This window comes from Rhodococcus tibetensis (genome assembly GCF_024438035.1).
Taxonomy (GTDB): Bacteria; Actinomycetota; Actinomycetes; order Mycobacteriales; family Mycobacteriaceae; genus Rhodococcus_F; species Rhodococcus_F tibetensis.
Genome location: NZ_JANFQF010000031.1, coordinates 30,396 through 56,103, shown reverse-complemented (window position 1 = coordinate 56,103; position 25,708 = coordinate 30,396). Strand labels below are relative to the sequence as shown.

Genomic DNA, 25,708 nt, shown 5'->3' with positions numbered 1-25,708 from the left:
CGTCGGCATCCTGCACGGATGCCTCAAGACCCGCACCCACTACGACGAAACGACGGCCTGGGCACATCACGTCGAGAAGGCTGCCGCTTGACACCCAAAGCTCATGGGATGTCTTTTCGGTGTCAACGGCCGAGAAGACGGATAACGGCACGTTCGACGACCGCCCGCTCCGCTTCCTCCGATTTGGCTTTCCGTGCCCGCGCGAGCGCCCCTTGTGTCGTCCGTCCCGACTGGCAGGCGCGCGCCCGTTTCGAGTCGGCATCCAGCGGGATGACGAGTGCGTCGACCCGTGCTCAGTCTCTGTCCGACACCCCGTACTCGCCGCCCGGCGCCTCGTACGAAGAGCCTCGTCCTCTGCGGCGCCGGCGAAGGCCCGACCCGCCCGGCCCGGCCCGACCCGGCCCGGAAGGGTCACTGTGCCGCAACCGCATGTACTCCCTCGATGTCACTTGTGCAAAGGTCAGTGCCCTGGCTACGAGGAGTTCCGCGGTACTGGCGGCCGGGCCGGTTCACCCCGTCGCACGTTTCGTGCGGAGCGAGTCGGGGCACCCGGTTAGCGGATAGAACGTGTGAATTGCACGCACGCCGATCTCAGAAATGGGAGGCTCCGCCCGGGCAGAAAGCGACCCGATCGACATGGACGAGACAAAGCTTCTCCAGACGCTCACCAAGGTGGTGAGCGCGCTGAACGCCACCGGAATCACCTTCGCCGTCGCCGGCGGCTGCGCCGTCTACGCGCGCGGTGGTCCGCCGTCCGATCACGATGTCGACATCTTCCTGAAAGAGGAGGAGGCCGAGGCCGCGCTGGGCGCCCTCGAAGCCGCCGGAATGGTCCGCGTCGTCCCGCCCGAGGACTGGCTCGTCAAGGTCTACGACGGCGAGGTGCTCGTCGATTTGGTATTCCGGCCCAACTACCAGCCCGTCACCGACGAACTCTTCGAGCGAGCGACGTGGATGCGCGTCGGCCCCACTGCGGCACTGGTGATCAGCGCCACGGACCTCATGGTCGACAAACTTCTCGTACTGGACGCGCACCGGTGCGACTTCGTCCCGCTGCTGCGAATTGCTCGGGATTTGCGCGAGCAGGTCGATTGGCAGACAGTGGAGCTCAGCGCGGGCGAGTCTCCCTACGCGCGTGCTTTTTTGGCCCTGCTCGGTGACCTTCACATTTCCGATGGCACGGGCAGTGGCCATACCTCGCCGCCGGCAGCTGAGGAGAGCGCATGAATCCAGAAGAGCAGCCACCCCAGTACCTTGTTGCGCATCTCCGGCGCGCGCTCGCCGAGGACCCACGGACCTCCGAGCTCGGTGTGCGAATCTCGGTACGCGCAAACCAGGTCTATCTGAGCGGGGAAGTGAGCTGCGCACACCGCCGGGACGTTCTGGAAATGGTTGTGCGCGAGCATCTCCCCACCATGTCGGTGCGCAACGACGTCCAGGTCGTGGACAATCGTGAACCGGCCGGCCGAGAGGAACTCGACTGATGCGCATCGCAGCTGTCGGTGACGTACACCTGGCCGAGGACGCGCGCGGTCGGCTGCGTCCCGCACTCGACAAGCTCCACGAACATGCCGATGTTCTGTTGCTCGCCGGTGACCTCACGCGCCACGGCACCGTCGAAGAAGCCTCGGTAGTCGCCGACGAGTTCCGCGATCTCGGTGTCCCCGTGATCGCGGTCCTCGGAAACCACGATCACCACTGCGATGCTGCCGACGAGATCACCGCGCTTCTCGAAAGCCGCGACATCACCGTTCTCGAAGGAACGACCGCGACGGTTGCGGTGGATGGCCAGACCCTCGGCGTAGCGGGGATCAAAGGGTTTGGTGGCGGGTTCGCGGGTAAATGCGCAAGCGCATTCGGGGAGCGGCAGATGAAGGACTTCGCCGGTCACACCGTAGAGGTCGCGGCGGAGTTACGCCGTGCCCTGTCCATCCTCGATACCGATATCCGCGTGGCACTCACCCACTACTCGCCGATCTCCGACACCTTGCACGGTGAGCCGCCCGAAATCTACCCGTTCCTGGGGTCGTATCTTCTCGGCGAACCGATAGACGAATTCGGCATCGACCTCGCCGTGCACGGCCACGCCCACGCGGGAAGAGAACGCGGTACCACCCCCGGTGGCGTTCGGGTACGCAATGTCGCACAACCGGTGATCCACTCCGCCTACGCGGTCTACGGGATTCACACGGAATGAACCAATTCGGTACGGCCAGAGAGTATTGATGACGGATGGACAGTGGCCGAATGGGGCGCGATGACGCGGACTGGAACTTCCGAGCCCGCAACGAAACCGAGACGCAGCGGCTGGACCGGAATTGGATCGGTCTGCTCCAGGAACTGCGCGTCGTGCAGACCGGCGTTCAGCTGCTCACCGGGTTTCTTCTCACGTTGCCGTTCCAGGAACGGTTCGAGGAGCTCACGGACGCCGAGGTTCTGATCTATCTCGTCACCGTCGCCCTGTCGGTGACGTCGACCATGCTGCTGGTCGCGCCGGTGGGTATTCATCGGATGCTGTTCCGCTTACACGCCCTCTATGATCTCGTCGCTGTCGCGCACCGGCTGGCGATCTGCGGCATCACCACCCTCGCGATGGCGCTCATCGGTGTGGTGCTGCTCATCTTCAGCTTCGTGGTCTCGCCCGTCGTCGGAATTATCGCCGCCGCCGTGGCCGTCGCACTGTTTCTCGGATTGTGGTTCTTGGCCCGCATATTGCAGGCGCGCTACCGGAAGTGACCCTGCAGCGGGTGGGACACGGCCCCGGTGACGCGGTCGTTTCGAAACTGGGCCCACGGGCAATCGTTCGGATGCCATGTCCTGCGGAAGAAGAAGCCCGAACTCAACCGAACGAGCAGACAGGAATTTCATGGCTGACCCTCAATCCTCCGGTCCGGATCCGTCGCCGACTCCCGAGAAGGATCCGGACGACTGGATCACCGGAGACGAACCAATGACAGGACCACAACCGTCCTGTCTGCATACTCTCGCCCGGGAGTTGGGTGAGACCGTCCCCGACGACCTGACGAAGGTCACGGCATCCAGATTGATCGACGACATGCAGCGACGGTCGGGGCGGGGCGCCCGAGGCGAAGATACCCCGGACACGTGAGGGTGTGAGGGCGTGCGCCCTGCCTCGGCGTTTCGCGCTGGCTGCAGCCGGGTAGGCGTCCGAGTACGAAAGGAGCAGCGAATGACGGACATCCATCGCGGTGGCGCGCATCGGGCGGGTCGCCGGGTACCACCCCCCGAGTAACTCGGACAGCGTCGACGCACCGAGGTGAGGCATGGCCATCGGGGTCGTCGCCTCCCTCCTTCTCGTGCTCCTGGTGGTGCGGCGGCGGAACGCGCATTGAGATCCCGAGTAGAAGGAAGGTTTTCACAGTGTCGAACGAGTCGAGGTCGAACGAGTCGAGCGAAGACCGGGACGCACCCAAGGGTGGTCGACCCGGGCCTGCAGATCAGGGCAAGGACGGTGGCATGGCAACCCGGGAAAACGCTCCCGAACTGGTCGAGGAGTCGAAAAGGTCCGATGACACCGGCAAGTGAGCAAGGGACAGCACCGCATCACCCGAACACAGGACGCCACGAGCACAGGAGGTCTGCAGTGAATTATCGGCCGGACACCGGGGGTGGCAACGGACCTTCCGAAAATGAGCGCCCCCAGGATGATGCGCGCACCATCCGCGGCCACGCCGGAGAAGCAATCACCGACAGCCGAAACTGGCCGGGGTACTTCCTGATCGCAGCCGGAATCGCCGCGCTCGGGGCAACCCTCGTCGGAGCAGGCTACGGCTTCGAGGGATGGGCCGTGATCGGCGCCATCATCTGCGTGGTGTGTCTCATCGGCGGCGCAACACTCGTGCTACTCGAGCGCAAGCGCGTCAAGGCCCTCGACGGAGAATCGCTCACCGACCAGCAAGGCCACTGACCTACCTTGCGGCCGTCTACCCGTTGACCACAGGTCCCCTTGCTACGGTCCGGCAGATCGCGCACCGTGACTACGAGCATGTTGCGGCGCGGCGGCCGCGGATGCAGGTGGATCGAGCCCACAGCAGGTGGCCGTCGCGAAGTTCATGGCCCCCGTCCCACCAGCGACGTGCGGGCACTGATGGAGGTGCTCGACAGGGGTTGCCGCCCTCGGCTCGCGAGTGGTGTCGTTTGGCACGCACGGCGGCCGGGTAGTCGGGCCGTATGTGCGTGAACTTCCGTGCACGCGTCCACCGACCAGGAGGTATCTCAGTGGCAGACGACAAGTCAGGTCCGGCCGAGGGTGTCAAGGGTGTTGTCGAAGACGTCAAGGGTAAAGCGAAGGAAGCGGCGGGAGCTGTGACCGGCAGCGACGGCTTGACTCGCGAAGGGCAGGCCCAGCAGGACAAGGCCGAGGCTCAGCGCGAGGTCGCGGAGAAGGAAGCCGCAGCCGAGAAGGCACGCGGCCAGGCCGCAGCCGAAGAAGCGCGGCAGCGCGCAGAGCAGGGCAAATAGACGCAGCAGATCGGGTGCAGGCCCCGGGCCGCAAGGCGCGGGGCCTGCGGCTGCGTGGCCGTGCGCCGACAAGCGCCGCGGCGATGAGCCGGTATGGCATCACATCGTGTCGAATGGACTCGGAGACGGAAAGGCACAGCGATGCGGCTGATCATCACGGGGGCGACCGGCAACGTCGGTACAGCGCTGCTCCACCGGCTCCGGGCCGGATCCGAGGATCACGAGCTGGTCGGTGTCGCACGACGACCCCCCGCCCAGGTCCCACCGTACGACGGACTCCAGTGGCACGCGATCGACGTCGCCCACCCCGATGCGGTCAACCTGTTGCGGCCGGTCTTCGAGGGAGCCGATGCGGTGATCCACCTCGTGTGGGCGTTCCAGCCCACTCACGACCGGAACTATCTGCGACGCGTGGGCGTGGACGGCACCCTCGCCGTGGCGACCGCAGCCGAGGCGGCCGGTGTGGCACACCTGGTCCATATGTCGTCCGGTGCGGTGTACTCCCCAGCCCGGGGACGGACGGTCGACGAGTCCGCGCCCCGCGAAGGTGTGCAGGGTTCGGTGTACAGCGTCGACAAGGCGGCCGCCGAGGCGGGCCTCGACGCCTTCGAGGAGGACTCGTCGGTGGTCGTCGCTCGGGTGCGGCCGGGATTCATCGGCCAGCAGGCAGCAGGTAGTGAACTCGGGCGCTACACACTGCCCCGCGGCATTCCGGCGGGCGTCCTGAAGTTCCTTCCCCTCCTCCCGTTGGACCGCTCGCTGGCAATCCCGGCCGTGCATGCGGACGATGTCGCGGACGCACTCACCAAAATTGTGTTCGAGCGTGCCACCGGTGCCTACAACCTGTCGGTCGATCCCCCACTGGGCACGGAGGAATTCGGTGCGGCACTGCATGCCCGCCCCGTTCACGTCCCGCGCTCCCTGCTGGCGCTTCTGATCGACGCCACCTGGCGAGTACACGCGCAACCCATCCACCGCGGCTGGATCGATCTGGCATACTCGGTTCCCCTGCTCGATTCGGCTCGGGCTCGCCGCGAACTCCACTGGGAACCCCGGTATTCCGCGCAGGAAACTCTCGACGAGGCGGTACGCGGTTTCATCGGCGGCGACGCCGGGGACAGTCCGGTGCTGCGTCGCCGCTCGCCCTTCGACGGGACCCGGTGACCCCGGATTACGAGTACGCCCGGTGGGTATTCGGCTGCCATGAGCGAGGATCAGGGCCTGAAAGTCGTCGTCGTCGGGGCAACTGGCAATGTCGGGACGAGCATCGTCGAAGCGTTGAGCGGGGAACCCGCGGTCAGGGAGATCGTCGGAGTGGCGCGCCGCCACACCGACTGGACCTGCTCGAAGACACGGTTGATGTTCGCGGATTCCAGCGTCGACGACTTCCGGCCCCTCGTGCGCGGCGCAGACGCCGTCGTCCACCTAGCCTGGTTGTTCCAGCCCACTCGCAAGCCGGACGTCACCTGGATGAACAACGTCCTGGGTGCCATCCGCGTATTCGAGGCCGCGGCAGAGGAACGGGTACCGGCCCTCGTGTACGCCTCTTCGGTCGCGGCGTATTCGCCGGGGCCCTCCGACACCGCGGTCACGGAAGACTGGCCCACTCACGGCTGGCCCGGCGCCGCATACCCGCGGGAGAAGGCATATCTGGAGCGGTGGCTGGACACGTACGAGCTCCGTAACCCGGACATGCGGGTGGTGCGGATGCGCCCCGGCTTTATCTTCAAACGTGAATCGGCTACCGCGCAGCGCCGGTTGTTCGTCGGGCCGTTGCTCGCCGGGCGGCTGGTCCGGGCCGGACTCATCCCGGCCGTTCCCGCGGTCGAAGATCTGCGGGCGCAGATTCTGCACTCCACCGACGTGGCTGCGGCGTTCGTCCGGGCGGTGCTCAGACCGGTGCGCGGTGCCTTCAACATCGCAGCCGACCCGCCGGTCGACAGCGCATTTCTCGCCGAACTCCTCGGCGCGCGTCAAGTATCCATTCCGCGGCCCGCGATCCGTGGTGCCCTGTGGGCAGCGTGGCACGCACACGCGGTCCCCGCGTCGCCGGGCCTCCTCGACACCGTCCTGCACCTGCCGATCATGGACACCACCCGAGCTCGGACGGAGCTGGGGTGGCAGCCGCGACTTACGCCCCGGGAAACCCTCGAGGAATTTCTCGGCGGATTGCGTGACGGTGCCGGAATGCCCACGCCACCACTGCAGGGTGACACGGTCGGTGGCCGGCTCCGGGAACTCGCGACCGGAATCGGGCAGCGGCCGTGAACCTGCGAGACAACGACGCCATGCGAGACAATGAAAGGATCGAGTACCTGCCATGACGAAAGACGCGCAGACTCCAGGCACGAACAGTGAGTCCGAGAAGCCCTACGATCCGGCAGAAGACCCCGATTCGGACCCGGAGAATCTGCTTTCCGGCACGCACCAACCGGATCAGGCCGAGGGCGAGGACGACGACCCCAGCTGATGCGGGTTTCGTTCGGGCTCAGTCGAACACGCCCGCGAGGTCGAGAATCAGCAGGACCGCGATCGCCAGGAACACAACGGCGATCGCACCGACTGCCACCATTGTCGCGATGCCAGTGGGCGGAAAATGCTTGCCGGTCCGGGGCTCGGAGAACGAGGTCCCCGACGTCTGCGCCGCCTCGGGTGGCGTGGAACCGGGGCTGAGGCCTCCCCCCGATTCGAGATCGGGGGTGTTTGCCGGGTCCGGATCCGGGGGTTGAGCGGTCATGGCAGCGAACCTCCCTGTCCTGGTTCGGGCTCGCACAGTACGAGCCGAGCATTACCCTGGCCGAGTACCCGACCGCGTCCCGTCCACACGAGGACTTCCCCACCTGGGTACTGGCGGCGCGGGGCTTATTGTGCGGTGCGGTGTTTGACGAATTCGACGGACACCTGTTGTCCCGGCAGCGCCGAATCGGACGCGCTCTCGGTGACCGTCACGCTGTCGGTCACCGTCTCCAGGACGTGCCAGCCGAAGGCGCCGCGGTCCGGTACATGCCCGGCCGCAATCCGCGCCGCAACCGTGACGGCGAGTGCGGAATCCGAGGTCACAAAGGAGAGGGTCACATAGTCGACATCGGAGACTACGGCGCCGATCAATTCGGAGGCGATCTCGTCGGCAGCGAGCTTGATGTCCGCCACCTCGTCGGCACCGAAATTCGCGAGAGCGGCAAGGGTTTCGGCTACCGCCCTGATGACAGGAAGCTGATCGAACTCGGCCGTCACCCGTAGCTCGACAAGCGAACCCGGCGTTGCTCGAAGCTTCCCGAATTCGCCGATCTCGGCCATCTGCACTCCACGTTTCGATCAAGGTGTGTTGATCTTCGCGCAGCGTACCCAGCGATCGGAGCCGTCAATCGGTTGAAAGCGCGCGGGGAGTGGACGTAGGGTTGATCGCGCGTGGTTGAGAAGGCAGCCGCAGACGCGCACGGACACCCATAGATTGCGTGCGATCGGAGGGTCATGAAATCATCACGCAGCATCAGCGCGGTGGCCGCACCGCACTGCGACCAGGCACCCGGTCTCACCCTCGATCATGAAATCGGAGTCGCTGTCGAAGCCACCGCGCCCGGGGACGCCACGATCAGCCGAATATCTGGTGACCTCGACGTGCTCGCCGCGCCATCGTTCGCATTGGCGTTGGCCGACCTGGCGCAGGACGGTGCCGCACTCGTCATCGACATGACCGGCGTCGACTTCGTCGGAACCTCAGCGCTGTCGGTACTCTCGACGTTCGCCGAGTCCGCGCGGCAACGGCACATGACCTGGGCACTCGCCGGGAACCGCGCGGTGCTGCGTCCCATCCAGGCCACCGGTCTCCACACGATGATTCCCACGTGCGACTCCGTCCGGGAGGCTCTCGAGTTGGTAGATGCCCGCGGGCAGGGGTGACGCAGCGGTTCTCGTGCCCGTCGGGCTTGGCGAAGTGCAATCGACTGCCCTCTCGAAGGACGACGTGCAGCTGACCCGGGCTCTCGGTGACGATGGACGGGCGGCAAGGCGCGGACACCGTCTATCTGCACGACCACCCTCGGGTGGTGCCCGTCCGATCTGACCGCCCCTATCGATGGGGCGGCGGTGCCTCACCGGTCCCCTGCCGGCCCTCCGGGTTCGGCCGAGCGCTGGGCGGTGTCTTCGACGTCCACGGCCGTCTGCTTGTGGCCCCCCGGGCCGATGTGCGCTTCGGCGCGCATCGTCTCGACCATGTGCGGGTAGTGCAGCTCGAACGCGGGACGCTCGGATCGGACGCGCGGAATCTCGGTGAAGTTGTGTCGCGGGGGCGGGCAGGTGGTGGCCCACTCGAGCGAGTTGCCGTACCCCCACGGGTCGTCGACGGTGACGACCTCGCCGTACCGGTAGCTCTTGAAGACGTTCCACAAGAACGGCAACGTGGAGATGCCCAGGACGAACGCGAAGACCGTGGAGATTGTGTTCAGCATGGTGAACCCGTCCGACGGCAAGTAGTCGGCATACCGCCGGGGCATACCTTCGGCCCCGAGCCAGTGCTGCACGAGGAACGTGCCGTGGAAGCCGATGAACGTGGTCCAGAAGTGCCATTTGCCGAGGCGTTCGTCCATCATCCGCCCGGTCATCTTCGGGAACCAGAAGTAGATTCCGGCGTAGGTGGCGAACACGATGGTGCCGAACAGCACGTAGTGGAAGTGCGCTACCACGAAGTAGCTGTCGGTGACGTGGAAGTCGAGCGGCGGGCTGGCGAGGATGACGCCGGAGAGGCCACCGAAGAGGAAGGTGATGATGAACCCGACGGCGAACAGCATCGGCGACTCGAACGTCAACTGTCCCCTCCACATGGTGCCGATCCAGTTGAAGAACTTCACCCCGGTCGGCACCGCGATCAGGAACGTCATGAATGCGAAGAACGGCAGCAGCACCGCGCCGGTGGCGTACATGTGGTGCGCCCACACCGCGATCGACAGGGCAGCGATGGCCATGGTCGCGAAAACCAGTCCGTTGTACCCGAAGATCGGCTTGCGGCTGAAGACGGGGAAGATTTCGGTCACGATGCCGAAGAACGGTAGCGCGATGATGTACACCTCGGGGTGCCCGAAGAACCAGAACAGGTGCTGCCACAAGATCGTGCCGCCTGTGGCCGGGTCGAACACATGAGATCCGAGATGCCGGTCAGCCGCCAGCCCCATGAGCGCGGCGGTGAGGATCGGGAAGGCAAGCAGCACAAGGATGCTGGTAATGAAGATGTTCCACGTGAAGATCGGCATGCGGAACATGGTCATGCCGGGGCAGCGCAGGCAGATCACGGTGGTGATCATGTTGACGCCGCCGAGGATGGTACCGAGCCCGGACAGGGCGAGGCCCAGAATCCACAGGTCCGCTCCGAGCCCGGGAGAATGGATGGCCGAGGTCAACGGTGAATACGCGGTCCAGCCGAAGTCCGCGGCGCCACCGGGAGTGATGAACCCTGCGAACGCGATGAGCCCGCCGAACAGAAACGCCCAGTACGAGAAGGCATTCAGTCGGGGAAAGGCCACATCGGGGGCGCCGATCTGCAGCGGCAGGATGTAGTTGGCGAAGCCGAACACGATCGGGGTCGCGTACAGCAGCAGCATGATCGTGCCGTGCATCGTGAACAGCTGGTTGTACTGCTCGTTCGACAAGAACTGCAGGCCCGGCACTGCGAGTTCGGCGCGAATGAGCATCGCCATCAATCCGCCGGCGAGGAAGAACCCGAACGCTGTGACCAGGTACATCAGACCCAGCGTCTTGGGGTCTGTCGTCGAGATCATGTCGTAGATGAACGACCCCTTGCGGCGATAACGCGGCGGATAGGGCCTGCGAGCTTCGATCGAGCGCACACCAGTTGCCGTCATGTCCAACTCCACGGTCGACACTATTGGACTACAGCGTAAACCCCATACTCACGGGTCTGCAGGGTTTGCGGCGGCGACGGTCACCCGCTCTCGTCGTGGCCGGGGACGCCGCAAAATCGGGCCGAGTTCCCTGTTTGAGGTTGTGTCCGCGAGGTACACGGCGGGTAGTCCGCGCAGTACCTGTTACGACCAGAAGGAGTAGGGCGATGACACGACCGAGCTCAACCCGCGGCTCTATGACCGCCACACCGGTACAGATCGCGGCGCTGGTGGTCGGAGCGGTATTCCTGTTGGTGGGCATTCTCGGGTTCATCCCCGGCGTGACCACCGACTACGACATGATGTCTGCCGCCGGCCACGAGTCCGAGGCCAAGCTTCTGGGTATCTTCGAGGTGTCGATTCTGCACAACATCGTGCACCTGCTGTTCGGCATCGCCGGCATTGCCATGGCACGCGCAATCAACACGGCGAAGGCCTTCCTCGTCGGCGGCGGCGTCATCTACCTCGTCCTGTGGATCTACGGCCTCCTGATCGACCAAGACAGCTCGGCCAACTTCGTCCCCGTGAACACCGCGGACAACTGGCTGCACTTCGCCCTGGGTGTCGGGATGGTCGCGCTCGGCCTTCTGACTCCCCGTCTGAGGTCGACCGGGCACACCACCGCGGTCCCCCCGCGGTAACCCTGCCGCGGGCTGACACCGATCGCCCGCCGCACCCGGGGTGGCGGGATTTCACCGAGAACTGAGGAGAGCATCATGGCTACCGGAGAAACCGGCTTCGACGACGTCAGCTACGACCTGGTGTCCGTTCAATACCATTCGCTCAAGGCCGGGCACGACTACGGGCAGTACGTACGAGACGCGAAGAACGCCGGCCGCGACGACATCGCGTCGTTCTTCGAGCAGGTGATGGCGGAAGATTCCGACCGCGCGCGCCGCTGCCACGAATTTCTCAAAGATATGACCGGGGCCGCCGACGCGGGCCCGGCTATGAGTTGACCGTCGGGAAGTAGATGACCGGCGCGCGCACCTGGATGGAAGGAAGACTGTCGACGACCCGAAGGCCGTGATGAACGTCCGAACCGCCACCGACCACACCAAAATCCGGCAGTGGGCCGACCTGCAGGACGAGTGGTTCTCCGCCCTTCGACCGGTTCTCGCTCGCGTTCCGCGATCGGGATGTCGATCCGGCGACGAAAGCAGCGCATTCTTCGAACTCGTCCCGCGTTGACGGCCGGCGCTTTTGCGGTCGACGGCGCCATGCCCGTCAGGGTGTGGCAGTCTGCTCGGCGAGAAAGGCGAGCCGGCGCAGACACTCGCGATTGCGGGGGTAGACGGCCACATCCTGTACCGACCGCGGAATCCACTTCAGCGGTGGCGTCGCCACCTTCTCATCCATCACCATGTGGCAGCCGGAGCCCCTCGGTTCGAGTCGAAGATGCACGATCGCCTTGGTCGCGGGTGTAGCTCGGGCCAGCAATCGGAGCTCCTTCTCCTCCTCGGCTTCCAGGACTTCCGTGGAATCGTCGATGAGGGCCGGCCAGACACCCACCGAATGGTGCAGCTGACTGCCCACCGCGGGCCACTCGGCGTTGACGGCACGCATGCGGGACGCTCCCACCACCCAGGACGGGTACAACCATCCATTGGCGAGAACGGACCACACGGCGGAAACCGAAGCTGTTGTATCCCATTGAGCCTTGATGACAATCACTCCCTCGCACTGGTGCACCGGTGACAGCCGCTTACCCGGCGCCCGAGCCCACGAAACCATGCGCGCTACGGCTGGCCGCGATGGTATCCGTGTGGTTTGCTCGACCACACGTCCCGATTTCGAGGAGGTTCATCGTGGGAGCTTCCGAGTCACGGTCCGGCACCACGGCGGCGTTGTTCGACGTCGACGGCACGCTGGTGGATTCGAATTACCTTCACGTCGACGCGTGGCAACGTGCGTTTGCCGAAGTGGGGCACGACATCGACGCGTGGCGCGTGCACCGTGCCATCGGATTGGACTCACAACTGCTGCTCGACACGCTACTGGGTGACGCTGCCGCCGAGGTGGGTGATCGGGCGAAAGAGCTGCACAAGCAGTACTACCTGGATCTGAGGCCGAGGATGCGGCCGCTCGCCGGTGCCCGTGACCTGATCCGGGAGTTGCACCGTCGCGGAGTTCAGGTGGTGCTTGCGACCTCCGCACCCGAGGACGAGCTGTCGGTGCTCCGCGAGGTCCTGGACATCGATTCCTGCATCGCCCACACCACATCCTCGGGCGATGTCGAGCAGGCGAAACCGGACCCCGATGTGGTGAAGACCGCGCTCGAGCGATCGTCCACGTCACCCGATACGGCGGTGATGGTCGGCGACGCCGTGTGGGATGCGAAGGCCGCTGCCGAAGCCGGAGTGCAGTTCATCGGCCTGCTCAGCGGCGGCATCTCTCGCGGCGAGCTGGCCGAGGCCGGCGCGAAAGAGGTGTACGACGACGCGCAGACTCTCCTGGACGGCCTCGAATCGAGTGCATTGGCAAGCCTTTTCGGGCCGTGACCTTCGCCGGCGAGTGCGCTTCTCGGCAATCAGTTCCCGTGCGTGGGCCACGCCGCGTCGATGTCGGGGTACGAGGCGGCGATCTCGTCGACACGCTCGTCGGTCGCCGTGTCTATTTCGGCGCGGTGACGTTGAGCGGTCACCAGCGGACCATCCGACTGACCGGTGCCCGAACCGGGCGGAGCATCCGCCTCCCACTCGTGGATCACCTCGTCGAGACGCCGCGCCACGAACGTTCTCTTGTCCTCACTCATCTTCGCTCCGTTCCAGGTCGAACCGCCCCCGATCGTTTTCCGGTACCACGGTTCGGTAGTCCGGATGTTTGCGTATCCACTGCTGCACGTAGGTGCATTCGGGGAGGATGGCGAGTCCACGGACTCGGGCGTCGTCGAGGGTGTCCTTCACCAGACGGCTCGCGTACCCCTTGCCCTCGAACGCGTCACCGACCTCGGTGTGGGTGAGAGCGAGCACCCCGTCGCCTGCCGAATACTCGATGAACCCGGTCACATCACCATCCTCGATCAGTTCGTAGCGATTCCGCTGGGGATTATCTCGAGCCTGCTGCGATGTCATCCTGTTCCTTTCTCCTCGGCGACCGTTTCCACTCAGCTCCACGGTCAGTTTCGCGCACCGACGCCCTCGCTGGCCGCGAACTGTGACGGCGATTCGGCGACCAATCCGATCGACACCAGCGGCCGGTCGAACAGCAGATCGGTGAGATAGGCGAGGCCGACCGCCCACCGGTTGACCGGCGAGGGCATGGCAAAGAGGTGGTACAGGCGGGTCACCGCCTTCGCGGGTAATCCCGACAGTTGAATTCCCAGCGGGTTGGCGACCGCGAAGCCCGGACCCAGATCGACCACCAGACCCATGTCGCGGTGCGCATAGGGTTTCGCCTCGCCGATCCCCAGACTGGCCGCGACATTGCGGGCGAGCGTGCGGCCCTGACGCACCGCATGTTGCGCCGTCGGTGGGGTGATGGACCCGCTGTGGCGCGGATCAGGGACGGCCGCGGCGTCCCCACCGGCGAAGACCCCGGGGTGCCCCTCGACGGACAGGTCCGCACCGACCTTCAGCCTGCCCTTTTCGGTGGGCAGCCCGAGCGTCTCGACGAGAGGATTCGCGGCCACTCCGGTGACCCAGGCGACTGTGCGAGTGGGGACTACGGTGCCGTCACTCAGGGTCACGCTGTTCTCGCTGAGCTCGGTCAGGGTCGTCTCGAGCCGCACATCGATACCCCGCGAGCTCAGCACGTCGAGCACCTTGGCACCGAGCTTCTCCCCCACTTCCGGCATCACTGTGTCAGCGGTGTCCAGGAGTAAAAATCTGACCGCCGCCGGATCGAGGTGCTGTCTGGCGGCCGCCTTGTCGGCGAGAGCGCGCAACTGGGCAATCAGCTCCGTCCCGGCATAGGACGCACCCACCACGACGAATGTCCGTCGCGCCTGCGACTCCCGGGGGTCCGTGTCACGGCTGGCCAGCTCGAGTTGGGTGAGGAGCTGGTCACGGAAGTACAGCGCCTCCGCGGGCGTTTTGAGGCCGCGGCCGTGTTCGAGGAGACCTGGGATGTCGAACAGTCGCGTGACAGAACCGGGAGTGAACACCAGCCGGTCCCACGACACCTCCTCCTCGCCCTCCTCGCAGTCGGTGACGTGGACCGTCTGCTTGTCGAGGTCGACAGAATCGACGGCACCTCGGACGAGCTCGACGGCGGGCATCGCGTCCGACAGTGCGACGGTCACGAACCGGGCGTCCAGAATGCCGCCCGCCACCTCCGGGAGCAGCGGGGTGTAGAGCATGTAGTCATTGGGTGAGACCATGATGACGCGGGCGCCGGTGCCGCGCAGTGAACGCGAGAGACGCCGCGCGCATTCGAAACCGGCGAAGCCGCTTCCCACCACGACGATGCGCGGCGGCTCTCCAGCTGATTCGTAGGTCATATAGGGGGCATTCCCCAACCCGGGCACCCGCGAAACACGAGCCGCCGATTCGTGCGGACCCGGCCCCGCCAACCGGATTGACCCGAACCCACTCGGGGTACGCGTTCACCGCGACACCGACCGACAGGAGACGATATGAGTACCATCACCGAGGCCGTGGACGTGTCCGTTCCGGTCGCCACGGCTTATAACCAATGGACGCAGTTCGAGGAGTTCCCTCGCTTCATGGAGGGTGTCGAGGAGATCCGGCAGATCGATCCGACGCACATCCACTGGGTCGTCTCGATCGCCGGTGTGAAACGCGAATTCGATGCCACCATCACCGAGCAGCACCCCGACGAGCGGGTGGCGTGGACGTCCGATGGCGGCCCCAATCATGCCGGGGTGATCACCTTTCACCGGCTGGACGATGACAAGACCCGCGTCACGGCACAGATGGACGTCGACCCCGAGGGGTTCGTCGAGAACGTGGCGGACAAGCTGGGAGTCCTCGGGAAGCGAGTGAAAGGTGATATGTCCCGGTTCAAGGAGTTCATCGAGTCCCGTGGCACCGAAACCGATGCGTGGCGCGGCGAGGTCGATCGCCCCGGCTCCTGAGGACTGGACTCCCGACGACCGCGACCATCGACGACACCGTAGAGGACGAGGACATGAGTTCCGTATCGAAAGTGATGTACAAACCGCTGGCCCTCGCTGCGAGTGTGGGTGGTGGGCTCTTGGCCGGGGCGGTGTTCGGCCAGGTGTGGAAGCGCGTGGCGGGCGAGCCGGAGGCTCCGGACCCGAAGGATCTCTCCCGCTCCAATCGTGAGGTACTCATCGCCGCCGCAGTGCAGGGCACCATTTTCGGCCTGATCAGAGCCGCGGTGGACCGAGCGGGGGCGCGAGGATACCGCAAGCTCGCACACGCGGACCCCCGCTAGCAGCGCAGTTGCTACAGAACCTATCTAGGCTGATCCGATGCGTACTCGATTCGCGGAAAACATCGACAGTCTCGCCGGCGAGCTGGCCGCGATGTGCCGCCTCACCGTGACGGCGATGAGGGAGGCGAGTGGTGCGTTGCTACAGGCGGACCTCGGACTCGCCGAGCATGTCATCGATGTGAGCAGCGAACTCGACGCGGCCGCTTCCCGCTGGGAGCAGCGCGCGTTCTCGCTGCTCGCGTTGCAGGCACCGGTCGCCCATGACCTCCGGTTCATGGTCGGTGGTCTCCATATCTCCGCCGACCTGCACCGGATGGGTGGCCTCGCGGTGCACATCGCGAAGATCGTCCGCCGTCGGCATCCCGAGCACGTCGTTCCGGAGGAGGTGCTCGAGGTGTTCACCCGGATGGGCGCGGTCGCGGTCGCCCAAGCGGAGGAAACGGAGCAGGTCCTGCAGCACCGCGATCCCGAACGCGCCCTCGGGCTGTTGACCGCTGACGACACGATGGACGACCTTCATCGGGGGCTCTTCGCGATCACCCAAGACGACGACTGGCCGCACGGTGTCACGGCAGCTGTCGACATCACCCTACTCGGCCGCTTCTACGAACGGTTCTGCGACCACACCGTCGAAATCGGCAGGCGGGTGATCTTCCTGGAGACCGGAGTCCTCCCGGAACAGGGGTAGCGGCGAAAGCGGTTCGGGAACTCGGCTAGTGGGTAGCCTCCCCACATGAATCACCCTGGTGGTCCGCGCGGCGCACGACACACGAAGATCGTCCTCGACGTCGACGGCGAACATCGCACCCTCGACGTCGACACTCGTACGACGTTGCTCGACGCCCTGCGGGAGAATCTGGGTGTCACGGCACCCAAGAAGGGATGCGATCACGGCCAATGCGGGTCGTGCACCGTACTACTCGACGGCCGACGTGCGACCTCCTGCCTGACATTCGCCGTCGCCCACGACGGTGCCCGGATCACGACGGCGCACGGGCTCGCCGATGGGGACGAACTGCACGCGGTTGCGCAGGCGTTCGTCGAGCAGGACGGTTTGCAGTGCGGCTACTGCACACCCGGCCAGATCTGCTCCGCCGTCGGGATGCTCGACGAGTACTGGTCGCAGCACCCGAGCATCGTCACCGAGGATCTGATGGCACCGCCCGAACTGACCGACGACGAAATCCGTGAACGGATGAGCGGGAACCTGTGCCGCTGCGGCGCATATACGAATATCCTCGCCGCTATTCGTCAGGCCGCAGAAGCATGATTCCGTTCGACTACGAACGCGCCACTGACGTCGACGGTGCCGTCGCCACCGTCACAGCCGACCCCGAGGCTCGATTCCTGGCCGGCGGCACCAACCTGGTGGACCACATGAAACTCGGTGTGGCGCAACCGGCTCGACTCGTGGACGTCCGCGGGCTCCCCCTCGGTGACGTGGACGAACTTGCGGGCGGCGGACTCCGGATCGGTGCGGCCGTCCGCAACAGCGATCTGGCCGCACACGAACTCGTCCGATCCCGGTACCCGATGCTGTCTAGGGCACTGCTGTCCGGCGCGTCGGGTCAGCTCCGCAACCTCGCGACCACCGCCGGAAATCTTCTTCAGCGAACTCGGTGCGTGTATTTCCAGGACATCACCACACCATGCAACAAACGTGAACCGGGTACCGGCTGCTCCGCGCTCGGCGGGTATGTGCGCTATCACGCCATCCTCGGTGCCTCCGAGCACTGCGTGGCCGTGCATCCGTCCGACATGGCCGTCGCGATGGCGGCGCTCGACGCAGTGGTGCTCGTGCGGAACACGGACGGCAACCGGAGGATTCCGCTGAGCGAGTTCTATCGGCTCCCCGGGGACAGTCCGGACCGGGACACCGATCTCGCGCACGGTGAACTCGTCACCGCGGTGGAGCTACCGCCGCCGGTTCGAGGAAGCCGGTCGGCGTACCGCAAGGTGCGCGACCGGGCGTCGTTCGCGTTCGCACTCGTGTCGGTCGCCGCGGATCTGACAGTCGCGACCAACCGCATCGATTCCGCACGGATCGCGCTCGGCGGGGTGGCGCATCGGCCGTGGCGCGCAGAGCGGGCCGAAGAGGTGCTGATCGGTTCCCCACCCACGGAACAGACATTCGCGGCGGCAGCCGACGCCGAACTGTCCGCGGCGAATCCCCTGCCGGGCAACGAATTCAAGGTCACCCTCACCAGGCGGGTACTGACCGCCACACTCCGCTCCCTCACCCAGGAGGCGCGCTGATGGCGTTGCTCGAGCCGAAGGTCGTCGGGACGCCGGTCGAACGCCTGGACGGCCACGACAAAGTGACCGGTGCGGCGCTGTACGCCTTCGAGCACCCGGTGCCGGATCCGACCTATCTGCACCCCGTTCTCTCGAGCATTGCCCGCGGGACGGTCACCGCCATCGATGTAGAAGACGCGCGGACTGTCGACGGGGTGATCGCAATCCTGACGGTGTTCGACGCGCCGCGGCTCGCGGACACTTCCGACGGCGAACTCGCGATCCTGCAAGACCCCGAGGTTCACTTCCGGGGCCAGTACCTCGGCGCGGTGGTCGCCGAGTCCCCCGAAGCAGCCCGTGAGGCTGCCGACCTGATCCGCGTCGAGTACGGCGTGCGCGACCACGACACCGATTTCCGCGCCGACCGGAGCGACTTCTACGCCCCGGAGACAGTGAACGCCGGTTTTCCCACCGACACGCGACACGGTGACGTCGAGGCGGCGTTGACCGCCGCACCGCGAACGGTAGACCAGGTGTACTTCACGGCGATGGAGCACAACAATCCGATGGAGCCGCACACCACAATCGCCCAGTGGCGATCTGATGGGCCCGGTCCTGTTCTGACGCTGCATGATTCGACGCAAGGCGTTCACTCGGCCCGGAAGACGTTGGCACCGGTGTTCGGTCTCGCACCCGAGGACATCCGGGTCATCGCACCGCACGTCGGCGGCGGATTCGGATCGAAAGGGTTGCCGCACGCGCACAATGTGCTGGTGGCCTTGGCAGCGCAGAAGGCACCGGGGCGACCGGTCAAGTTCGCGGTGACCCGGCAGCAGATGTTCTCGCTGTCCGCCTACCGTGCCCCGACACTGCAGCACATCCGGCTCGGCGCGGACACCGACGGGCACCTGACCGCCGTCTCCCACGAGGTGCTGACACAGTCCGCGAGGATCAAGGAATTCGCCGAGCAGGCGGCCGTGCCATCGCGGATGATGTACTCCTCCCCCGCCCGGTACACCTCCCACCGCCTCGCTGCCCTCGACGTGCCAGCCCCGTCCTGGATGCGGGCCCCCGGCGAGACCCCCGGGATGTTCGCGGCCGAGGTCGCGATGGACGAACTTGCCGAAGTGTGCGGAATCGACCCGATCGAACTGCGCATCAAAAACGAACCTGCCACCGACCCGGAGTCGGGCCACCCGTGGTCGGGCCGGCGCCTCGTCGATTGCCTCCGTGACGGCGCCGACCGTTTCGGCTGGGCCGACCGGCGCACGAACACGCGACTTCGCTCGGATTCGGACTGGTCGGTGGGGTACGGGGTGGCTGCCTCGACCTATCCGGCGAACACGTCACCAGGGTCGGTTGCGCGAATCCGCTACGGCAACGGTATCTACCGGGTGCAGATCGGTTCCGTCGACATCGGGACCGGAACGTGGACCGCCCTCACCCAGATCGCGGCCGACGCACTCGGCTGCCCCCTCGACGCGATCGACCTGCAGATCGGCGACACCGACCTTCCGTCCGCCACAGTGGCGGGAGGTTCCACGGGTATCAGTTCCTGGGGCAGTGCCGTCGTTGCGGCGGCCCGAGCGTTCCGCGACGCGCACGGAACGGCGCCGCAGCCAGGGGCAGAGTCGAGTGCGGAGACACCGGAAAATCCCGACGCCGAGAAGTTCGCACTCCATTCGTTCGGCGCCCATTTCGTCGAGGCGCACGTGCATCGCGATACGTGCGAGATTCGGGTGGAGCGCATGGTCGGTGTATTTGCCATCGGCCGGGTCGTCAATGCGCGCACGGTGCGCTCTCAGCTCATCGGCGGAATGACGATGGGAGTATCGATGGCCCTGCACGAGGAAAGCGTCGGGGATCCCCGCTTCGGCCATATCGTCAGCCACGACCTGGCCAGCTACCACATCGCCGCGCACGCCGACATTCGTTACCTCGACGCCGTCTGTCTCGACGACGTCGACGAGCACGCCAATCCGATGGGCTCGAAAGGCGCCGGAGAGATCGGGATCGTCGGCGCGGCCGCCGCCGTGGCGAACGCTGTGCGGGACGCGACCGGTATCCGGGTTCGGAAGGTACCGATCCATCTCGATGATCTACTGCACGACTGACCGTGCCGCGGCTACTCGATCCGCCGCCACGCGTACTCGAGGGAAACCCGCAAACGACTTTTCACCGCACGAATCCGCTGTAGATCGGTGCCGCGCGGTGCCAGTGCTTCAAGGACCAGTTCCAGGAAGCGCTCCCGCCCGACGCCGAAGCGCTCCATCAGCTCCGCCGTGCCGGCACCCCCGAACGGGGCCCACTGGATTGCGAAGACGGTCATCCATCGGCCGTCCGAAGTGAGCGAATGGGTTCGCTCGAGCCACTCACACCGGCCCAGCCAGAACCGTATCCACTCGGCGTCGTACACCTCGGCGGGCTCGACTGCGGGACGTGTCTGCATCGGTCAACCCTCGTTGGAGTGCCGAATCGCGAACACGGGTAGCTGCTCGGCCGCGGCCGCCGGCCGGAACTCCACACGGATCGGCCGCTCGGAGGGAGTCGGCGCCGGGACCTCGCCGTCGATCCAGGTGTACACCCAGGGCCCTTCGTCGAGTTCGACGATCGCGATCGTGCACGGGGCCTGGGCACGGTCCCGGCCGTGCCGTTCTCGTTCGACCGATTTGGAGGACACGATCGATCCGAAGCCGCAGGAGGGTACCTGCTCGAAATCCGAACCTTGACACGTCGAGCAGGTCGCCATCAGCGGGGCGAGCAGCGCCGTGCAGCTGCGGCAGCGTTGGATCATCAGCGCGCACGCCTTCGCAAGAGCATGTCCGCGGGTGTGCCGTTCCGAGCTCATACCGCCACCTGTCCGCGGGTGAACGGATCGTCGATCGGCCGGCTGTGCGGTGTCCCCCGCCCCATCAGGCCGTGCAGCCCCCGTCCGCCCCTGTTTCGGAGTTGACACCGGTCGATCGGGTGAACCCGATGGATGATCGGGGGCCGAGCGAGAAGGGCGTCGGGCGTTCGGTGCGTTCGCGGTGTAGGGGACATCGGGGCCTCGGGGTGGTTCCGGCTGGAAGGGGACGCGTATGAGCTTGACTCTCGACGCCGGAAAGTGCAGCGGCCGATCGACCCGGGCACATACCTGTTTCGGCCCCCGCGACGCCTGCCGACCCGACTGACTGGGCCGGCGTTGTCAGCCGTGCCGGTCCTGCGCGTGCTCCACGACCCACGCCGCGATCTGGGTGCGGGAGGTGAAGCCGAGTTTGGCCAGGATGTGTTCGACGTGTCCCTGGGCGGTGCGCTGCGAGATGACCAGGGTGGCGGCGATCGCCTTGTTGGTGAGCCCGTCGGCGACGAGTTCGGCCACCTGCCATTCCCGTCGCGTCAGGGAGGTCGGGGACGCATCGGTGTCCGGAACGGTTCGCTGCTTCGTCCCCAGCACAGCCGCCGAGGCCTCCTCGAGACAGGTGTTCATCCCGTGGTGGAAGGCGGCGTCGAAGGCGCGGTCACCGAGGTTTCGTCGCGCCTGCTCAGCGCAGTCGAGGTGATGGATGCGCTGTTTGGGATAGACAATGTTCGGATTGCCGGCTACATGCGCCAGCGCGTGTGCCGCACCCATCAGTTCCGCAGCCCGGTTGCTGTCCCCGCGGCCCACGGCGATCCAACCCAGCACTTCCAGGCATCCCGCAGCAATGATGCGATCGTCGACCGTCCCTGCCAGTTGCAGACCCTGCTTCAGCAGACCGTCCGCACCCTCGAAGTCACCTTGCTGCCAAGCCGCCATCCCCGCCGCCCACAGCGACCAACTGCGATACACCGACTCCCCTCGCGCTTCGGTCAGGGCGAGGATCTCGTTCTGGCATTGTGCCGCCCGAACGGGATCAGTCGAACCGGCCGCCAGCGCGAGTCCGAGAAGACCCCAGATCAGGTGCAAGAGATTGTCGTCGGTGCGAAACACAGCTAGTGCGGCCTCGTAATTCGCGCGGGCCGCGCCGAGGTTTCCGGCGAACATTGCCCTGCTTCCTTCGGCATGGGTGATCAGGGCATGCAAGATCGGGTCGGCCACCCCGCGGGCCAGTGCATGGGCCTCCTCGATCGCCGCGGCCGAGGCCTCGACGTCGCTGTTGAATTCGGACAACATGACCGCGACGTAGAGGGCGCGGATCCGCTCCTCTGCAGAACCCGCGCCGCGGACAGCCAACAGTTGGTCGAGCCATCGTCTGCCCTCTCTCAGCAGGCCCCGCGATCGCCAGAACGGGTACAGAGCCGCGGCCATGCGGAGCCCTGCCGCCGCCTCCTTCGGTGACGTGAGACAGAAATGCAGCGCAGCTCGCAAGTTCGGTTGCTCAGCGTCCAGGCGCTCGATCCACCTCAGCTGCCGGGAACTGACCCACTCGGACTGTGCCTGCACCGCCAGCTGCTCGTAGAAATTTCGGTGCCGGCGCAGCAGGGACGCGAACTCCGAAGTCTCCTGCAACTTCTCGCGGCCGTACTCGCGGAGGGTTTCGAGGAGCCGGTAACGCACCGCACCCCTCGCCTCCTCCCGGATCAGGATCGACTTGTCGATGAGCGAGGCGACCACGTCGACGACCTCGGCCGGGCGCAAGGACCCTGAACAGATGTTCTCGACCGCGTCCAATTCGAAACCGCCGGCGAAGACGGCGAGCCGTCCCCACAGTTCCCGTTCTTGCGGCGAACACAGTTCGTGGCTCCAGTCAATGCACCACAGCAGCGTCTGCTGGCGCGCGGGGGCGCCGCGGCTTCCGGTCGTGAGCAACTGGTAGCGGTCCGTGAGCCGCTGAAGAATTTGTTCGGCCGACATCACCCGGAGCCTCACCGCCGCCAGCTCGATCGCCAAGGGCAGACCGTCGAGTTGGTGGCAGATTTGCGCGATTGCCTCGTGATTGTCCTCGGTGAGACGGAATCCGGGAACCGCAGCGGCGGCGCGCTCGGCGAACAGCGCGACCGACTCGTATTGGGCGAGGCTCTTCACCGAAGCAGGACGACCCGACTGCGGCAGGGTGAGCGGCGGCACCCGGACGGTGGCCTCCCCTGAAATTCCGAGAGGTTCGCGGCTGGTCGCGAGGATTCGCAGGTCGGGGCAACATCGCAGCAGAAAGTCGGCCAATCCGGCGACTGCGTCGACGAGATGTTCGCAGTTGTCGAGGACCAGCAGCACGCGCCGTGGTTCCAGAAATTCTTGCAACACGACCTCGGGCGCCTCGGATTGCTGCTCGCGGAGCTTGAGTGCTGCCACCACGGCTCCGACGACCAGCGAGTCTTCCTCCAGCTCACCCAGTTCGACCAGCCATGCTCCGTCCTCGAAAGCACGGCACGAATCGACCGCAACCCTCAGGGCCAACCGCGTCTTGCCCACTCCCCCGATCCCGGTGAGCGTGACCAGGCGTGACGTTGCCAGCAAACCGCGCGCCTCCGCAATCTCTCGGCGCCGGCCGACGAAACTCGTCAGCTCGTGAGGCAAATTCCCCATCTTGATCTTCGCTGCGGGCTGCATGAAACCGTCACTCTCATCTCACGCCCCCTGGAACAACGGTACAGCGACAGTCGGCCTTCACCGAGTTTTCGGAAAACGGAAAGTCACCGAGTCCAGCGGGTCGGCGCCCAGCGGCCCGCGTAGGAGCGGATGCGGCGGTTTCCCCGCGGATCGGGACGCCGCGACCCGGGATCGGCCAGGCTGTGCGGGGTCATGGTGACTCGGCGACCCTCCACCTTGTACTCGGCACCGGTGACGAACATCGCGGCCGGCGCAGTGAGGTACGACGCGACCGCGGCGGCTTCCCCGTCGTCGTGGCAAGGCGACGAGCAAGCGGAATCCGCGGCCGGTACGACGATGGAATTGACAGTGACCGAGTAGCGCGACAGTTCGTTGGCGAGGAGCCCCGTCAGTGCACCGAGCGCCGACACCGACGCTGTGATGTTCACGATGCGGCCCCCTTGTCCGCCGGCGATCATGTAACGGACGCCGCGTTGCATGCATTCGACGGCTGTGCTGCCCGGACAACTGATGAGGACACCGATTCCGCCGAGTTCCCGGGCGAACTCGTCGACCGCGGTCGCGGAGTGGGGCAGCTCGGCCAGGTCCATCTTCCGCACCACCGCGCGAACCGACATGGACCTCACCTCGAGGGCCGTGGCCTCCGCGCTGTCCCGGTCCGCGGCGTACGCGAGCCCGAGGTGAAATCCGTCGTCCGCGAGTGCCAGAGCGACGGCCCGACCGATCCCCGAGTCCGACCCCGTCACTACGGCGTTGAGCGCGCTGGCATGCATGTTTCCGGGTACCCGTGGGTTCCGCGACTCAAACGCCGCCTTGTCCGGACGTCGTTCAGGCAGAACACAATCCGGTGACGTCGTTGCGCGGCCAGGTGGTCCGATCGGTCAGCAGTTGCTCGGCGCGGGATCCCCCCGGAATCGGGCGTCCAGGTAGTCCATGGCGGCGGGCAATCCCAGTACCGCCGTCGACAGGTGGTCGGGGCTCGGGAAGAGTTCCGACTGCACCTGAACTCCGGCGGCGCAATACCGCGCGATCGTTGTCTCGATCGAATCGATCGGAATGAGCACATCGGTCGGGCTGTGCCATTCGAAAATCGGAGCGGACGGGACACCGGGATACAGCTCGACACTGTTCTCGTCGAGTACCTCCCACGCCTGCGGGCTGCTCATGAGATTGGTGGTCTTGGCAACCTCGGTCGCGCTCCGACCGGCCCCGGCAGCGAGAATGCCGTTGGTGCACGCGTTCGCCATCTCGCTGCGCATGGCCAGCCCACGATCGTTGAGCTGCTCACTGATCGGCAGCCGGTCCGGATACTCCCGTTCGAGGCCGAGTGCCGCCGCCATCGCGAGGCCGAACGCGGGATGCGGCTGCATGCCCAGGCCGTTGGCCATCTTCCCGATGTTCATGGGCACACCGCCCTCGGCGACCCCGACAATGTTCAGCTCCGGCGCATACGTCGGCGCGAGCGCCGCTGCCCAGGCCGACGCCATGCCGCCACCGGAGTAGCCGGCCAGCGCGACAGGGCTGGCCGCGACGTTCAGTTCCGGGACCTGCTGCACCGCGCGAATACCGTCGAGAGTGATGTACCCGCCGAGCTTGGCCGCACCGTAGGCGCTGTTGGGGCCCAAATGGTCGGGAAGGGCAACCGTCCATCCCCGCCGCAGTGCGAGGTTCAGTGCCGGTGCCTCCTTGATCTGGAGGTCCGGGTCGTTCGAATACAGGGTGCGTGACGGCGCGCACCGTGGTCCGAGAGCGTTGATGATGTGCTGATAGGACAACAGTGGACCGTTCGCGGTCCGGTCGTGCGGCACCAGCACGGTACTCACCGAGGAGATCGGGCTTCCCTGCGAATTGGTGGTGCGGTACTTCACCTGCCAGACGTCGGTGTCGGGGAACGCGAGCAGTGGAGGCATGGGCCGGATGGCGATCGGCTGCCCGGCAGCGCTGGACTCGAGGTTCTGCGGCTGCACGTAGAAGGGGTCCGCCTCGGAGGCAGGATAGATCGGCGCTGCGCCCGCACCTCCCGCGCTCGCCACGGCGATGCATGCGATGAAGACCCCGCACGCGGCGCGTGCAGACAGGCCCTTGCTGCGCGAGCGCCCCATATCGCCTCCTGTAATCGAGTTCGAGTGTGACCGAGTTCCCGGGTGTTATCGGTATTCGGGCCGGTCCGTTACGGCACTGCAATCGGACCGGCCCTCGGTCACAGTCGGGCGGCGGGCTCGCTCGG

33 protein-coding genes are annotated in these 25,708 nt (G+C 66.0%); 21 read left to right on the top strand and 12 right to left on the bottom strand.

Going from position 1 to position 25,708, the window contains the following annotated elements:
- Positions 1 to 636 precede the first annotated feature (636 nt).
- From NOF53_RS25780 to NOF53_RS25730, 11 genes are all read left to right on the top strand, one after another.
- A complete protein-coding gene (locus NOF53_RS25780; protein WP_255974222.1) occupies positions 637 to 1,227 on the top strand; it encodes a nucleotidyltransferase in 591 nt (196 codons plus the stop codon).
- Positions 1,224 to 1,484 carry a BON domain-containing protein gene (locus NOF53_RS25775; RefSeq protein ID WP_255974220.1) on the top strand — a complete coding sequence of 87 codons (261 nt, stop codon included), beginning with the start codon at positions 1,224 to 1,226 and terminating at the stop codon, positions 1,482 to 1,484. Before NOF53_RS25780 ends, NOF53_RS25775 begins: the two co-directional genes overlap by 4 nt.
- Positions 1,481 to 2,197 (top strand): metallophosphoesterase family protein, encoded by a 717-nt coding sequence (locus NOF53_RS25770; RefSeq protein WP_255974227.1) that lies wholly within the window; start codon positions 1,481 to 1,483, stop codon positions 2,195 to 2,197. The genes NOF53_RS25775 and NOF53_RS25770 overlap by 4 nt, the downstream gene beginning before the upstream one ends.
- Positions 2,198 to 2,232: 35 nt before the next feature.
- Positions 2,233 to 2,736 (top strand): DUF6328 family protein, encoded by a 504-nt coding sequence (locus NOF53_RS25765; RefSeq protein WP_374212672.1) that lies wholly within the window; start codon positions 2,233 to 2,235, stop codon positions 2,734 to 2,736.
- A gap of 130 nt (positions 2,737 to 2,866) precedes the next feature.
- The gene (locus NOF53_RS25760; protein ID WP_255974216.1) at positions 2,867 to 3,109 is read left to right on the top strand and encodes a DUF3072 domain-containing protein; all 243 of its coding nucleotides are present in this window, start codon (positions 2,867 to 2,869) and stop codon (positions 3,107 to 3,109) included.
- Between the two features lie 272 nt (positions 3,110 to 3,381).
- Positions 3,382 to 3,546: a hypothetical protein gene (locus NOF53_RS25755; protein WP_255974214.1), complete on the top strand. Its 165-nt coding sequence runs from the start codon at positions 3,382 to 3,384 to the stop codon at positions 3,544 to 3,546.
- Positions 3,547 to 3,604: 58 nt separating this feature from the next.
- The gene (locus NOF53_RS25750; protein WP_255974212.1) at positions 3,605 to 3,928 is read left to right on the top strand and encodes a hypothetical protein; all 324 of its coding nucleotides are present in this window, start codon (positions 3,605 to 3,607) and stop codon (positions 3,926 to 3,928) included.
- Positions 3,929 to 4,239: 311 nt separating this feature from the next.
- Positions 4,240 to 4,482 carry a microaggregate-binding protein 1 gene (gene mbp1, locus NOF53_RS25745; protein ID WP_255974210.1) on the top strand — a complete coding sequence of 81 codons (243 nt, stop codon included), beginning with the start codon at positions 4,240 to 4,242 and terminating at the stop codon, positions 4,480 to 4,482.
- Between the two features lie 141 nt (positions 4,483 to 4,623).
- Positions 4,624 to 5,646 carry an NAD-dependent epimerase/dehydratase family protein gene (locus tag NOF53_RS25740; RefSeq protein WP_255974208.1) on the top strand — a complete coding sequence of 341 codons (1,023 nt, stop codon included), beginning with the start codon at positions 4,624 to 4,626 and terminating at the stop codon, positions 5,644 to 5,646.
- A 39-nt stretch (positions 5,647 to 5,685) separates the two neighbouring features.
- The gene (locus NOF53_RS25735) at positions 5,686 to 6,750 is read left to right on the top strand and encodes an NAD-dependent epimerase/dehydratase family protein (protein WP_255974206.1); all 1,065 of its coding nucleotides are present in this window, start codon (positions 5,686 to 5,688) and stop codon (positions 6,748 to 6,750) included.
- A 52-nt stretch (positions 6,751 to 6,802) separates the two neighbouring features.
- Positions 6,803 to 6,952 carry a hypothetical protein gene (locus tag NOF53_RS25730; RefSeq protein ID WP_255974204.1) on the top strand — a complete coding sequence of 50 codons (150 nt, stop codon included), beginning with the start codon at positions 6,803 to 6,805 and terminating at the stop codon, positions 6,950 to 6,952.
- 18 nt (positions 6,953 to 6,970) lie between these two features.
- Here the strand turns inward: NOF53_RS25730 and NOF53_RS25725 are convergent, their stop codons facing one another.
- Together NOF53_RS25725 and NOF53_RS25720 are read right to left on the bottom strand one after the other, a co-directional pair.
- The gene (locus NOF53_RS25725; protein ID WP_255974202.1) at positions 6,971 to 7,219 is read right to left on the bottom strand and encodes a DUF6480 family protein; all 249 of its coding nucleotides are present in this window, start codon (positions 7,217 to 7,219) and stop codon (positions 6,971 to 6,973) included.
- A gap of 125 nt (positions 7,220 to 7,344) precedes the next feature.
- The gene (locus tag NOF53_RS25720) at positions 7,345 to 7,779 is read right to left on the bottom strand and encodes an ATP-binding protein (RefSeq protein ID WP_255974200.1); all 435 of its coding nucleotides are present in this window, start codon (positions 7,777 to 7,779) and stop codon (positions 7,345 to 7,347) included.
- A 174-nt stretch (positions 7,780 to 7,953) separates the two neighbouring features.
- On the opposite strand from NOF53_RS25720, the gene NOF53_RS25715 reads away from it, so the two are divergent.
- Complete coding sequence (locus tag NOF53_RS25715) at positions 7,954 to 8,382, top strand: STAS domain-containing protein (protein ID WP_255974198.1); 429 nt, start codon at positions 7,954 to 7,956, stop codon at positions 8,380 to 8,382.
- A gap of 191 nt (positions 8,383 to 8,573) precedes the next feature.
- Here NOF53_RS25715 and ctaD read toward each other — a convergent pair whose 3' ends face one another.
- Positions 8,574 to 10,337 (bottom strand): aa3-type cytochrome oxidase subunit I, encoded by a 1,764-nt coding sequence (ctaD, locus tag NOF53_RS25710; protein ID WP_255974196.1) that lies wholly within the window; start codon positions 10,335 to 10,337, stop codon positions 8,574 to 8,576.
- Positions 10,338 to 10,573: 236 nt separating this feature from the next.
- Between ctaD and NOF53_RS25705 the strand changes: the two genes are divergently transcribed.
- A complete protein-coding gene (locus tag NOF53_RS25705) occupies positions 10,574 to 11,017 on the top strand; it encodes a DUF4383 domain-containing protein (protein WP_255974225.1) in 444 nt (147 codons plus the stop codon).
- A gap of 75 nt (positions 11,018 to 11,092) precedes the next feature.
- Positions 11,093 to 11,335: an acyl carrier protein gene (locus tag NOF53_RS25700; protein WP_255974194.1), complete on the top strand. Its 243-nt coding sequence runs from the start codon at positions 11,093 to 11,095 to the stop codon at positions 11,333 to 11,335.
- A 268-nt stretch (positions 11,336 to 11,603) separates the two neighbouring features.
- On the opposite strand, the gene NOF53_RS25695 is transcribed toward NOF53_RS25700, so the two are convergent.
- Positions 11,604 to 12,050, bottom strand: a complete 447-nt coding sequence (locus NOF53_RS25695) for an SRPBCC family protein (RefSeq protein ID WP_308213872.1) — start codon at positions 12,048 to 12,050, stop codon at positions 11,604 to 11,606.
- 134 nt (positions 12,051 to 12,184) lie between these two features.
- Here NOF53_RS25695 and NOF53_RS25690 point away from each other — a divergent pair, with 134 nt between their 5' ends.
- On the top strand, positions 12,185 to 12,877 hold the full coding sequence (locus NOF53_RS25690; protein WP_255974190.1) for an HAD family hydrolase: 693 nt from the start codon (positions 12,185 to 12,187) through the stop codon (positions 12,875 to 12,877).
- 29 nt (positions 12,878 to 12,906) lie between these two features.
- Here the strand turns inward: NOF53_RS25690 and NOF53_RS25685 are convergent, their stop codons facing one another.
- Genes NOF53_RS25685 through NOF53_RS25675 form a run of 3 tightly spaced genes read right to left on the bottom strand, consistent with a single transcriptional unit; the run spans position 12,907 to position 14,817 of the window.
- Complete coding sequence (locus NOF53_RS25685; protein WP_255974188.1) at positions 12,907 to 13,131, bottom strand: hypothetical protein; 225 nt, start codon at positions 13,129 to 13,131, stop codon at positions 12,907 to 12,909.
- Positions 13,124 to 13,450: a GNAT family N-acetyltransferase gene (locus tag NOF53_RS25680; protein ID WP_255974186.1), complete on the bottom strand. Its 327-nt coding sequence runs from the start codon at positions 13,448 to 13,450 to the stop codon at positions 13,124 to 13,126. Before NOF53_RS25680 ends, NOF53_RS25685 begins: the two co-directional genes overlap by 8 nt.
- Before the next feature lie 44 nt (positions 13,451 to 13,494).
- A complete protein-coding gene (locus tag NOF53_RS25675; protein WP_255974184.1) occupies positions 13,495 to 14,817 on the bottom strand; it encodes an NAD(P)/FAD-dependent oxidoreductase in 1,323 nt (440 codons plus the stop codon).
- A 135-nt stretch (positions 14,818 to 14,952) separates the two neighbouring features.
- Between NOF53_RS25675 and NOF53_RS25670 the strand changes: the two genes are divergently transcribed.
- Genes NOF53_RS25670 through NOF53_RS25645 form a run of 6 tightly spaced genes read left to right on the top strand, consistent with a single transcriptional unit; the run spans position 14,953 to position 20,086 of the window.
- The gene (locus NOF53_RS25670; protein WP_255974183.1) at positions 14,953 to 15,414 is read left to right on the top strand and encodes an SRPBCC family protein; all 462 of its coding nucleotides are present in this window, start codon (positions 14,953 to 14,955) and stop codon (positions 15,412 to 15,414) included.
- 53 nt (positions 15,415 to 15,467) lie between these two features.
- A complete protein-coding gene (locus NOF53_RS25665) occupies positions 15,468 to 15,737 on the top strand; it encodes a DUF4235 domain-containing protein (protein ID WP_255974181.1) in 270 nt (89 codons plus the stop codon).
- Between the two features lie 37 nt (positions 15,738 to 15,774).
- Positions 15,775 to 16,425, top strand: a complete 651-nt coding sequence (phoU, locus tag NOF53_RS25660; protein WP_255974179.1) for a phosphate signaling complex protein PhoU — start codon at positions 15,775 to 15,777, stop codon at positions 16,423 to 16,425.
- A gap of 45 nt (positions 16,426 to 16,470) precedes the next feature.
- Positions 16,471 to 17,007, top strand: a complete 537-nt coding sequence (locus NOF53_RS25655) for a 2Fe-2S iron-sulfur cluster-binding protein (protein ID WP_255974177.1) — start codon at positions 16,471 to 16,473, stop codon at positions 17,005 to 17,007.
- A complete protein-coding gene (locus NOF53_RS25650) occupies positions 17,004 to 17,993 on the top strand; it encodes an FAD binding domain-containing protein (RefSeq protein WP_255974175.1) in 990 nt (329 codons plus the stop codon). Before NOF53_RS25655 ends, NOF53_RS25650 begins: the two co-directional genes overlap by 4 nt.
- On the top strand, positions 17,993 to 20,086 hold the full coding sequence (locus NOF53_RS25645; protein ID WP_255974173.1) for a xanthine dehydrogenase family protein molybdopterin-binding subunit: 2,094 nt from the start codon (positions 17,993 to 17,995) through the stop codon (positions 20,084 to 20,086). Before NOF53_RS25650 ends, NOF53_RS25645 begins: the two co-directional genes overlap by 1 nt.
- Positions 20,087 to 20,097: 11 nt before the next feature.
- On the opposite strand, the gene NOF53_RS25640 is transcribed toward NOF53_RS25645, so the two are convergent.
- From NOF53_RS25640 to NOF53_RS25620, 5 genes are all read right to left on the bottom strand, one after another.
- A complete protein-coding gene (locus NOF53_RS25640; RefSeq protein WP_255974171.1) occupies positions 20,098 to 20,421 on the bottom strand; it encodes a hypothetical protein in 324 nt (107 codons plus the stop codon).
- 3 nt (positions 20,422 to 20,424) lie between these two features.
- Entirely contained in the window at positions 20,425 to 20,820 is a 396-nt protein-coding gene (locus NOF53_RS25635; RefSeq protein ID WP_255974169.1) for a Zn-ribbon domain-containing OB-fold protein, read from the bottom strand.
- A gap of 339 nt (positions 20,821 to 21,159) precedes the next feature.
- Entirely contained in the window at positions 21,160 to 23,481 is a 2,322-nt protein-coding gene (locus tag NOF53_RS25630) for an ATP-binding protein (RefSeq protein WP_255974167.1), read from the bottom strand.
- Positions 23,482 to 23,564: 83 nt separating this feature from the next.
- Positions 23,565 to 24,254 (bottom strand): SDR family NAD(P)-dependent oxidoreductase, encoded by a 690-nt coding sequence (locus NOF53_RS25625; protein ID WP_255974165.1) that lies wholly within the window; start codon positions 24,252 to 24,254, stop codon positions 23,565 to 23,567.
- 108 nt (positions 24,255 to 24,362) lie between these two features.
- Positions 24,363 to 25,583, bottom strand: coding sequence for a lipase family protein (locus NOF53_RS25620; protein ID WP_255974163.1), 1,221 nt, complete (start codon positions 25,581 to 25,583; stop codon positions 24,363 to 24,365).
- Positions 25,584 to 25,708: the final 125 nt, after the last annotated feature.